Below are 10,777 nucleotides of genomic sequence, written 5' to 3' on the forward strand. Positions count from 1 at the left end.
ATGGCATACAGAAAATTAGGCCGTACAAGTGCGCAACGTAAAGCTATGTTACGTGACTTAGCTACAGATTTAATTATCAACGAGCGCATCCAAACGACAGAAACTCGTGCAAAAGAACTTCGTTCTGTAGTGGAAAAAATGATCACTTTAGGTAAACGCGGAGATCTTCATGCTCGCCGTCAAGCTGCATCTTTCATCCGCAATGAAGTTGCTAATGCTGAGACTGGTCAAGATGCACTTCAAAAATTATTCGCTGATGTAGCTCCACGCTATGCTGAGCGTCAAGGCGGATACACTCGTATTGCAAAAATTGGTCCACGTCGCGGAGACGCAGCACCAATGGTAATTATCGAGTTAGTATAATGATAATTAAAAGGGCAGGACAGTTCTTTTCAAGTAACTGGTCGTGGCCCTTTTTTTTTAAATATAGAAAATAGGCTAACTTGATGAAGTAATGAGAGAGGGTGCCTTGCATTGAAAAAAGAGAAACTTCGCACGCAAAATATATCATTTCAATATCCCGGGGCAACTTCTTATGCGCTAAAAGACGTATCATTCTCTTTATATGAGGGAGAATGGGTTTCTGTAATTGGACAAAATGGTTCAGGAAAGTCTACACTTGCAAAATTATTAAATGGTTTATTTTTACCGGAATCAGGCACGATTGTTGTAAATGATACAATGACTTTATCTGAAGAAACGGTATGGGATATTCGAAAGCAAATAGGTATGGTATTTCAAAATCCAGATAATCAATTTGTCGGGACAACAGTGCAGGATGATGTTGTATTTGGTCTTGAAAATATCGGGATGCCTCGGGAACAGATGGTAGAACGGATGAATCAAGCGCTGCAGATGGTCCGAATGGAAGAGTTTCTTAATGAAGAGCCTCATTCGTTATCTGGTGGACAAAAGCAACGTGTTGCAATTGCAGGTGTGCTAGCATTGCAACCATCTATTTTAATATTGGATGAAGCAACATCGATGTTAGATCCACAAGGACGACGTGAAGTAATTGAAACGGTGAGGAAGCTTGTGGATACAAAAGGTATTACCGTGTTATCGATTACGCATGATTTGGAAGAAGCTGCACAGTCAGACCGTGTTATCATTTTGAATCAGGGAGAAATATTAGAGGTAGGTACGCCAGAGCAAATTTTCAAGTCCTCTCATATGCTTAGGGAAATCGGATTAGATGTACCATTCTCAGTGAAAATAGCAGAATTATTAAAAAGAAATGAAATTCCACTGCAAAATACGCATCTTACAATGGAAAGCTTGGTGAACGAACTTTGGAGATTACATTCCAAACAGTAGAGCATCGTTATCAATATAAAACTCCATTTGAAAGACGCGCGCTTTATGATGTAAACGTGTCGTTTCCAAGTGGGGGGTATTATGCCATTATCGGTCATACTGGTTCCGGCAAATCGACGATGATTCAACATTTAAATGGTTTATTGCAGCCGACAAATGGCACGGTCCAAATCGGGAAGCATTTGATTTCCTCACAAAAGAAAGAAAAGAAATTAAAGCCGCTACGAAAAAAAGTAGGGGTTGTCTTTCAATTTCCAGAGCATCAGTTATTTGAAGAAACAGTTGAGAAAGATATTTGTTTTGGACCCTCAAATTTCGGAGTATCGGAAGAAGAAGCAAGACAAAAGGCAAGGGATGCAATTGAGATTGTAGGATTGGATCCAGAGCTATTAGCGCGTTCGCCGTTTGAGTTAAGTGGTGGACAAATGAGACGTGTTGCAATAGCAGGCGTACTTGCGATGGAGCCGGAAGTGCTTGTATTAGATGAACCCACAGCAGGGCTTGATCCTAAAGGACAGCAGGAGCTTATGGAGATGTTTTATAAGCTTCATAAGGAACAGGGGCTTACAGTAATCCTTGTTACCCATAATATGGAGGATGCTGCTAAATATGCGGATCAAATTGTGGTTATGCATAAAGGAACGGTCTTTTTGCAAGGAACAGCAGAGGAAGTATTTTTACATGCAGATGAGTTAGAACAAATCGGCGTGGATCTTCCAATGTCTTTAAAGTATAAACGTGCAATTGAAGAGAAGTTTGGTATTTCGATTCCGAAGGCTACCTTATCTTTAGAGGATCTTACTCATGAAGTTGTACAGGTGTTACGAAAAGGTGGTCATGAATCATGCAGCAGTTGATTATTGGGAGATATATTCCAGGTAGGTCACTCATTCATCAACTTGATCCACGTGCGAAGCTGTTGATTGTCTTTTTATATGTATTTGTTGTCTTTTTAGCAAATAATGCGATTTCATATGGACTTTTATTTTTATATGCACTCATTGCTTTATTTTTTGCAAAAGTGCCGATTCGTTATGTACTTTCGGGCTTAAAACCAATCTTATGGATTTTTCTGTTTACCTTTTTTCTGCATATTTTTACAAATAAAGAAGGGGATGTACTGCTTCAGCTTGGTTGGTTTTCGATACATGAAAAGGGATTAGAGCAAGGGATATATATTTCTATACGCTTCTTTGTCATCATTTTAATGACGACATTATTAACGTTAACAACAACACCAATTGAAATTACTGATGGTATGGAAACATTGTTAAAGCCATTAAAGCGTATAAAGGTTCCTGTTCATGAAATTGCATTGATGATGTCTATTTCTCTTCGTTTTATTCCAACATTAATGGATGAGACGAGTAAAATTATGAAAGCACAAGCATCCCGTGGTATTGATTTTTCTGGTGGGCCGATAAAGGATCGATTAAAGGCGGTTATTTCTTTGCTTGTACCGCTTTTTATTAGTGCTTTTAAGCGTGCTGAGGACTTAGCGATTGCAATGGAAGCGCGTGGGTATCAAAGTGGTGAGGGACGTTCTAAATTTAGGCAGCTACGCTGGAAAACAAGCGATACGTTAACGATAGTAAGTTTACTTTGTTTAGCATGTATTCTAGCATGGGTGCGATCGTAATGGAGAATAGAGAAATGGAAAGAATAAAATGTACAGTTGCATATGATGGCATCAATTTTTGCGGTTATCAAATTCAACCGCAGCATCGTACTGTTCAACAAGAAATAGAGAAAGCTCTGCAAAAGTTGCATAAAGGAGAGCTTGTTCGTGTTCAGGCATCAGGACGAACAGATTCTACTGTTCATGCAAGAGGACAGGTTATTCATTTTGACACACCGTTGTCTCTTGAAGAATGGCAATGGATGAATGCCTTAAATACGATGCTGCCAGACGATATAGTTGTCAGGCAAGTAGAGAAAAAAACAGAAGATTTTCATGCACGCTATGGTGTTGAGAGAAAAGAATATCGCTACCGTGTATTATTATCTAAAAATGCTGATGTATTCCGTAGAAATTACGTATACCAGTATCCATATCCGCTTGAGATAGAATCTATAAGAAAAGCAATTCCTTATTTTATTGGAACACATGATTTCACTTCGTTTTGTTCGGCAAAAACTGACAAAAAGGATAAAGTGCGAACAATTTATGAAATAGATTTAATGGAACAAGATGATGAGTTAATTTTTCGTTTTGTAGGTAATGGATTTTTATATAATATGGTTCGAATTATTGTTGGTACACTACTTAGCATAGGACAAGGAAAGATGGTTCCTGACAGCATTCCAGAGATTTTAAAAAAACAAGATCGTCATTTTGCCGGGAAGATGGTGCCAGGGCACGGGCTTTATTTATGGCAGGTAAACTATAACAACTAATCCTGGTGTAACATTTGCTTGACATTAGAAACTCAAAAGGATATCATAACATATGGTATTGTTTCTAAAACCACGATTAGCCCCGGAAGGAAATCGTGTTTAAGATAAACAATAGATTTTTTCTATGGAAAAGATAACGAGGAGGGAAACACATGCGTACGACTTTTATGGCAAAAGCTAACGAAGTTGAGCGTAAATGGTATGTGGTTGACGCTGAAGGTCAAACTTTAGGTCGCCTTGCTAGTGAAGTAGCATCCATTTTACGTGGTAAAAACAAACCAACATTTACACCACACGTTGACACGGGTGATCATGTAATTATTATTAACGCTGAGAAAATTCATTTAACAGGTAATAAATTAAACGATAAAATTTACTACCGTCACACTAACCACCCAGGTGGACTTAAACAAAGAACAGCTCTAGAAATGCGTACAAACTACCCTGTACAAATGTTAGAGCTTGCAATTAAAGGCATGCTTCCAAAAGGACGTTTAGGACGTCAAGTGTCTAAAAAATTAAATGTGTATGCTGGAGCTGAGCATCCACACCAAGCACAAAAACCAGAAGTTTACGAACTTCGCGGATAATTAATTAAAGGAGGGCTTACATTGGCACAGGTACAATACTATGGTACTGGACGTCGTAAGAGTTCAGTAGCACGCGTACGCCTAGTTCCAGGCGAAGGACGCGTTATCATTAACGGTCGTGATTTTGAAAACTATATCCCATTTGCTGCATTACGTGAAGTAGTGAAACAACCTCTAGTTGCAACAGAAACTTTAGGTAACTACGATGTACTTGTAAACGTAAATGGTGGTGGATACACTGGTCAAGCTGGTGCTATTCGTCACGGTATCTCTCGCGCTTTATTAAAAGCTGATCCAGAATACCGTCTAACATTAAAACGTGCAGGTCTATTAACTCGTGACGCACGTATGAAAGAGCGTAAAAAATACGGTCTTAAAGGCGCACGTCGTGCACCTCAGTTCTCAAAACGTTAATTTTTGCGAACTTCAAACCCCAGTCTATTGGCTGGGGTTTTTTATTATTTCAACCAGTAAGACCCCCTCCTCTAAACGAAGTGAAGGTGGGGGGAGTTCAATATGCCTAATGGAACTATATAAAGTGAAACTTCCACCATCGTGAGCTTACGGGATAAATTCATTTTGATTTTTCACGATATAAATCACTGCTATGAAGAACAAAAGGTAACCTGCACTCGTATGTTCTTTTTGTTTAAACTTGGTTGGCATGGGGCAGAGAAAGGTTTTATATTGTTTTTTATTTATATAATTATCCTCAATTATTTTTAGTCCCCTTATTATTGCTTGGAATATTTTAGTGCTGCCTTCTTACGTATGCTTCATCTTTAGAAGTTTAGACTAATACGTATTAGGGAGGTTTATAAGTGCTATGAATGTCATTGTTAGCTTACAAGAAAAACAAAAAGAAAAGCAGTTGAAATATGAACGGAAGATGCTTCGCGAACTATCATTAAAAACATTAAGATCTAATATTCGTGATGCCTTCGATATGAAAGAGCTGCACAGACAGTACGAGGATTATTGTATTGAACTTGGAATTGAATCGTACTTATTAGGAGCAAGATATAGCAAATTTGGCTATTATGGTGAATCTTTTTTTGATGTGAAATATAGAGCTTTAGAAGAGGAGCAGCAATTAACAGAAATGTTGTTTCAATTTTTAACAAGCATGACCATGCGGGAGATAGAATCAAACGATAAGGAGTTGCTGTATGAGTCCTGTGAACAGTTTATTAGTTCATGGTGGCGCGAAGGGTATGAAAAGGGTGAAAGAAGATATCGTTTAAAGCTGCATTAAGAAAAGCATAAACTTTCCTCTTGTCCCATATAAGTAATTAGAGGGACTAGCTGGAGGAGGAAAGGTATGAAGAGAATTCGAATTATCTCTTTTATGCTTGCTGCGGTTGTACTGTTTTTCTTGGTAAAACAAGAATTTCAAATTACAAAATCGTGGAGAGCTTGGAATTTACCCTTATCTGGAAAAGTAATTGTATTAGATGCCGGACATGGTGGACCAGATGGAGGGGCGGTTGGTGGTAAAGATATTGTAGAAAAAGACATTACGCTTGAAATTACAAAAATGGTACAAGACTATTTGCAAGAACAAGGTGCTTTAGTTATTTTAACGCGAGAGGGAGATTATGATCTAGCTGATAAAGACACAAAGTCATATAGTAGGCGCAAAGCAGAAGATCTCAAAAAACGTGTACAGATTATTAATAAGCCGGATGTAGACTTTTTTGTGAGTGTTCACTTAAATGCTTTGCCTAGCAGTAGTTCGAAGGGAGCACAAACGTTTTATTATCGGTCTTTAATTGAAAATGAGCGTGCAGCAAAGTTTATACAGGCTGAATTGCGAACTAGCCTAGAAAATACGAACCGCTCAGCTAAAACAATCTCCCGTGTTTATTTACTTAAGTATGCAAAAACACCAGGTGCTTTAGTTGAGGCTGGTTTTTTATCGAATGTAAATGAACGATATATGTTAAATTCAGAGAAGTATCAGCAAAAGGTTGCAGCTGCGATATACCGGGGAATACTACGTTATTTTACGGAAAAAGGAAATCCTCCTGAGTAAGGAGGTTTTTTTGAGTTCCTCTCGTTAACGAAGTTTTCGGAAAATATGTTATACTGGAAATGTAAACGCATTTATTTTGGAAATGAAAATAAATAAACCCAATTTATTTAACATGACTTTATTTTTCATACAGGGGGCTGGGCTGATTATGGTAACGAAAGAGCAAGTAGTGGAGGCGCTTGAAGGGATTAATGATCCATTTCTACATAAAACATTAAAAGAAACAAATGCAATTAAAGAGGTAAATATAAAGCCTGAGAAAGAGCATGTCAGTGTTAAAATTGCAATTGTAAAAACAGGGACTGCTGAACAAATGCAATTGCAGGCTACTATTGTGAAGCTTGTGAAAGAACTTGGAGCGGCAACGGTTGGTTTGCGTTTCGCTGAATTTACAGAGGAAGAGCTAGCGCAGTTTGCGCCACCGCAAGAAGAGAAAGAAAGTCAATCTTTATTATCAGAGCATTCTAAAACAACATTTTTAGCAGTTGCAAGTGGAAAAGGCGGAGTTGGTAAATCAACGGTTTCTGTAAACCTTGCGATTTCATTAGCTCGTTTAGGAAAGAAAGTTGGTATTATTGACGCTGATATATATGGCTTTAGTGTACCTGATATGATGGGAATCGAAAAACGTCCAATCGTAAGAGGCGATAAAATTATTCCAGTGGAGCGCTTAGGGGTAAAAGTAATTTCAATGGGCTTCTTTGTAGAAGACAATGCTCCTGTTATTTGGAGAGGGCCAATGCTTGGTAAAATGTTAAATCACTTTTTTACAGAGGTGGAATGGGGCGATTTAGACTATTTAGTATTAGACTTGCCACCAGGTACAGGGGATGTGGCTTTAGATGTTCACTCAATGCTACCATCTTGTAAAGAAATTATTGTAACAACGCCTCATCCAACAGCGGCATTTGTTGCAGCTCGTGCAGGTGCTATGGCGCTTCGTACTGAACATAGTATTCTTGGGGTTGTTGAAAATATGGCTTACTTCGAGAGTAAAGTAACCGGTGAGAAAGAGTATGTGTTTGGAAAAGGCGGAGGAGATAAGTTAGCCGCAGAATTACAAACAGATGTATTAGGACGAATTCCACTTCAACAACCAGATTGGAATAAAGAAGATTTTGCGCCATCGGTATACGAGGATACACATAAAACGGGTGTCATCTATCGGACGATAGCTGAGCAAGTTATTGATAGAACATCAGTTAAACAAAAATAAATTTATGCAAGTAGAAAAATTCCCCATCCTGTATGTGGTGATGGGGAATTTCCTATGTGCAAGGAGTTGTTTTATTTTTGTTCTTTGCTTCCGCCTTTTGAACCGCCTTCTCCGCCAGATTCTTTTTTTTCAGAGCCGCCGCTCTTTTCGGCTTTTTCAATACCTTTGCTAATGATATCAATTATCTTAGTTTGGAAGAGTGGACTTTCAGCGGACTCTGTTAATACTTGTTGTAAATATTGACGATACTCTTTGCTTTTCATTGTTTGTAGCATCATCTTCTCTACTTCGGGATTTTTCATAATTTCTATAACGCCTGCTTGATATTCAGGGTCTTTTAATAGAGTTTTCATTAAGGCTGTTTGTTCTTTACTGATACTTTTTGCGAATTTCGCTGAAAACTCTGGGTCTTTAAATAGTTTTTCCCAAAGCTGCTGCCCTTTTTCGGATACCATCGCATCTTCAATCGTTTTTTTGACCACAGTTTCATCCAATATAAGTGCTTGTTTCATTTTCTCATCTGTTAATACATCTTGAATTGCTTTCTTTCCTTGATCGGTTTTTAAAATATCGACAATCATTTTTTTTGTTTGATCGTAATCTAATTCAGATTTCGCTTCTTTTCCTTGTGCACATGCGACAAGTACAGTAAAAAGAAGTGAAGAAACTAAAACGAGCAGCATCCGTTTCATTAGCTGGAGCTCCTTTCAACACAGTTCTCTTTTTTAATATAAATATCTTAGAGGAATTTATACATGTTCATGGCTAGCTTTTTGAAATTGTCATTGATACAATTTAAGTAGAAATATATCAATAATGGGGGATGTGTTGTGAATAGCCGAAAATGGGTACGACTATTTTTAACGACGTTGCTACTTGGGGGGATTAGTACAATCCTTATTGGTTTTATTTTAGGATGGGACAAGTACGCTAAATTTTTTCAAAATTTCGACGGTGAAGAAATTCTAATGATTTCTTTTTGGTTACTTGGCGTTGGTTTTATTTTTAGTGTAATTAGTCAAATGGGCTTTTTTGCGTATTTAACAGTTCATCGTTTTGGACTAGGAATGTTCCGATCGTCTGCTCTTTGGAACGCAGTTCAGCTCTTTTTCATTGCATTTGTACTTTTTGATTTTGTTTATTTAAGATCGGTACTCGTTGCAAATGGAGACGTTTCGTTTGGGAATAATATTCTTGTAGCAGGAATGTTGTTTTTATTTGGAGCACTTGTAGCCTATATAAAGAGTAAAGAGACGAATAAAAAAGCGTTTATACCGGCTTTATTCTTTATGGTCGTCGTAACAATCCTTGAATGGGTACCGGCGCTTCGGATTAATGATACTGATTGGTTATATTTGATGGTTATACCACTTTTATTGTGTAATGCATATCAGTTACTCATATTACATCGTTTAATAGGACAAAGAAGTAAGTCAGTTAGTTAACAATATACGAGTGAAAAAGGATACAGCACCTTTCGTATGGGGTGCTGTATCCTTTTTAGTATGGGGGATTTTTATCCTGCTATTTGCGGACAGTAACACTTCCACCTCAAAATTCAGCGGAATTAAAGAGGTTAGGTGCAAGATGAACGGTCCATAAAAGCCCGATTGGTGAGGGCTAATAATCAGCGGGGAGAATTCCCACTGATTAAACTTTTACTTTATGTCATTACTTCTTGCACTTGTGTTAGAAATAAGCTGTGATACAGATACTTGCTCATAGCCATCGCTTTTTAATTTTTGCAGGAGCAGCGGTAGAGATTTATTTGTTTGAAGTGCCGAATCGGAAGCGTGTAATAAAACGATGTCTCCACCTCGTAGATTGTTAGCAACTGTTGATACAATTTTATTTACACCAGGGTTTTTCCAGTCGTTTGAATTATTACTCCAGTGTACAACAGTATATCCAAGAGACTCTGCTACTTTGAGAACTGTTTTATTAAATTCCCCACTAGGAGGCCGCAAGAGCTTGACTTGTTTTATGCCAAGCTTTGTAAATACATCTTGCGAACGTAAAAGGTCTCTTCGCATTTCGTTCACCTCCAAAGAAGTATAAGATGTATAGTTATATCCCATACTGCCAATTTCGTGACCATCCTGTATAATCCGTTCGACAATATCGGGGTGTCTTTCTGCCCATGCTGCAGAAAGGAAGAAAGTCGCATTTTTAATTTCTCTTTCTTTTAAAGTATCAAGAATAGGAACTGCTTTTTTATCTCCCCAGCTAATATCGAATGTTAACGCAACTTGTTTTTTTGCGGTATCGCCTTTGTAAATGACTTTTGGACCAGTTGCAGTTGAAAAAGCCGATTGATGAGAATATGTCTTAAAAAAAAGAAGCCATGCTGTAAACAAGGACAGTATAATAATTAAACTAATGTGCTTAAATTTACGTTTACTTGTTATAAAAAAGAACAACATAATACTCCGCCCCTTTGTCCAATCCTTTTCAGTTACTTATATGCTCAAAAAGTTGAAAAGAGAACTGAACGATTAATATCGTAGGAAATGGATATAATGGACAATATAGTATGAATTGTAATTTTGGTGGTGATGCATTCGTCATTAGAGTTGATGAATATATTACGTTATTTTATATATATGTTTTGATTTTCTAACATATAAGTCGCTGCTAGGAAGAACAAAGGGTGATCTACACTCGTTTCTCTCTTTGTTTTAATTTGGCATAGGACGCGGAAAGAGGGTCTGATCGCTCCTATGCATGACCGGATGTTCTCTTCCACCTAAAGATTAGAGTTTATGTGGTTTTTTTAATTTGTATTTATATAGGCATATGAGTAATTGTTGAGGTGATAGTTTGCTTGGGATTATGATTACAAAAGAAGAACAGAAAGAAATAGAATATGTATTGAAGAGAGAGCTGGATGAGCTTTTATTTGATTTTGCAGACGAGCGAATACATGATGTCGTAAAAAAGACAATGGAAGAACGATATAAAATTCTCTTTTGTTTATTTAGAAGAGTAGCAAATGCAGAAGAATGCATCCGTTATGTAAGAAAAAGAATTTTTTATTAAAAAGTGTTGACTCAAGTAGTTAATATATGATAAATTAATAACCGTCGCTGATGCGGAACAGCAGAAAGCGAAAAAAGAAATTAAAAAACTTAGTTGACATCGAAAAACGAAGATGTTAACATAAGGAAGTCGCAAATGAGCGGCAAACAAGTTCTTTGAAAACTGAACGAAACAAACAACGTG

Annotated in this window: 14 protein-coding genes; 12 read left to right on the plus strand and 2 right to left on the minus strand. The window is 37.4% G+C overall.

Going from position 1 to position 10,777, the window contains the following annotated elements; genetic code table 11:
* The 10 genes from rplQ (at position 1) to ORL93_RS27835 (ending at position 7,555) form a co-directional block, all read left to right on the plus strand.
* Positions 1-363 (plus strand): 50S ribosomal protein L17, encoded by a 363-nt coding sequence (gene rplQ, locus ORL93_RS27790; protein WP_000331491.1) that lies wholly within the window; start codon positions 1-3, stop codon positions 361-363.
* Between the two features lie 111 nt (positions 364-474).
* Positions 475-1,317 (plus strand): energy-coupling factor ABC transporter ATP-binding protein, encoded by an 843-nt coding sequence (locus ORL93_RS27795; protein WP_003194387.1) that lies wholly within the window; start codon positions 475-477, stop codon positions 1,315-1,317.
* Complete coding sequence (locus ORL93_RS27800; protein WP_097795640.1) at positions 1,293-2,174, plus strand: energy-coupling factor ABC transporter ATP-binding protein; 882 nt, start codon at positions 1,293-1,295, stop codon at positions 2,172-2,174. Before ORL93_RS27795 ends, ORL93_RS27800 begins: the two co-directional genes overlap by 25 nt.
* Entirely contained in the window at positions 2,162-2,956 is a 795-nt protein-coding gene (locus ORL93_RS27805) for an energy-coupling factor transporter transmembrane component T family protein (protein ID WP_033795814.1), read from the plus strand. The genes ORL93_RS27800 and ORL93_RS27805 overlap by 13 nt, the downstream gene beginning before the upstream one ends.
* 14 nt (positions 2,957-2,970) lie before the next feature.
* Positions 2,971-3,714 (plus strand): tRNA pseudouridine(38-40) synthase TruA, encoded by a 744-nt coding sequence (gene truA / locus ORL93_RS27810; protein WP_097795648.1) that lies wholly within the window; start codon positions 2,971-2,973, stop codon positions 3,712-3,714.
* 152 nt (positions 3,715-3,866) lie between these two features.
* Positions 3,867-4,304, plus strand: coding sequence for a 50S ribosomal protein L13 (gene rplM / locus ORL93_RS27815; protein WP_001260793.1), 438 nt, complete (start codon positions 3,867-3,869; stop codon positions 4,302-4,304).
* Between the two features lie 21 nt (positions 4,305-4,325).
* On the plus strand, positions 4,326-4,718 hold the full coding sequence (rpsI, locus tag ORL93_RS27820) for a 30S ribosomal protein S9 (RefSeq protein WP_000079986.1): 393 nt from the start codon (positions 4,326-4,328) through the stop codon (positions 4,716-4,718).
* A gap of 412 nt (positions 4,719-5,130) precedes the next feature.
* Positions 5,131-5,559: a DUF2521 family protein gene (locus tag ORL93_RS27825; RefSeq protein WP_003194397.1), complete on the plus strand. Its 429-nt coding sequence runs from the start codon at positions 5,131-5,133 to the stop codon at positions 5,557-5,559.
* 66 nt (positions 5,560-5,625) lie between these two features.
* Positions 5,626-6,339: an N-acetylmuramoyl-L-alanine amidase CwlD gene (cwlD, locus tag ORL93_RS27830; RefSeq protein WP_265960091.1), complete on the plus strand. Its 714-nt coding sequence runs from the start codon at positions 5,626-5,628 to the stop codon at positions 6,337-6,339.
* Positions 6,340-6,487: 148 nt separating this feature from the next.
* Positions 6,488-7,555 (plus strand): Mrp/NBP35 family ATP-binding protein, encoded by a 1,068-nt coding sequence (locus tag ORL93_RS27835; protein WP_018783612.1) that lies wholly within the window; start codon positions 6,488-6,490, stop codon positions 7,553-7,555.
* A gap of 71 nt (positions 7,556-7,626) precedes the next feature.
* Here the strand turns inward: ORL93_RS27835 and gerD are convergent, their stop codons facing one another.
* Entirely contained in the window at positions 7,627-8,247 is a 621-nt protein-coding gene (gerD, locus tag ORL93_RS27840; protein ID WP_003205520.1) for a spore germination lipoprotein GerD, read from the minus strand.
* 138 nt (positions 8,248-8,385) lie between these two features.
* Between gerD and ORL93_RS27845 the strand changes: the two genes are divergently transcribed.
* Entirely contained in the window at positions 8,386-9,000 is a 615-nt protein-coding gene (locus ORL93_RS27845) for a KinB-signaling pathway activation protein (RefSeq protein ID WP_097795638.1), read from the plus strand.
* A gap of 213 nt (positions 9,001-9,213) precedes the next feature.
* Here ORL93_RS27845 and pdaB read toward each other — a convergent pair whose 3' ends face one another.
* Positions 9,214-9,978: a polysaccharide deacetylase family sporulation protein PdaB gene (pdaB, locus tag ORL93_RS27850; RefSeq protein WP_265960092.1), complete on the minus strand. Its 765-nt coding sequence runs from the start codon at positions 9,976-9,978 to the stop codon at positions 9,214-9,216.
* A gap of 397 nt (positions 9,979-10,375) precedes the next feature.
* Here pdaB and ORL93_RS27855 point away from each other — a divergent pair, with 397 nt between their 5' ends.
* The gene (locus tag ORL93_RS27855; RefSeq protein ID WP_006093093.1) at positions 10,376-10,594 is read left to right on the plus strand and encodes a hypothetical protein; all 219 of its coding nucleotides are present in this window, start codon (positions 10,376-10,378) and stop codon (positions 10,592-10,594) included.
* Positions 10,595-10,777 lie beyond the last annotated feature (183 nt).

Source organism: Bacillus sp. DHT2, assembly GCF_026241455.1.
In the GTDB taxonomy this organism is placed as follows: Bacteria; Bacillota; Bacilli; order Bacillales; family Bacillaceae_G; genus Bacillus_A; species Bacillus_A pseudomycoides.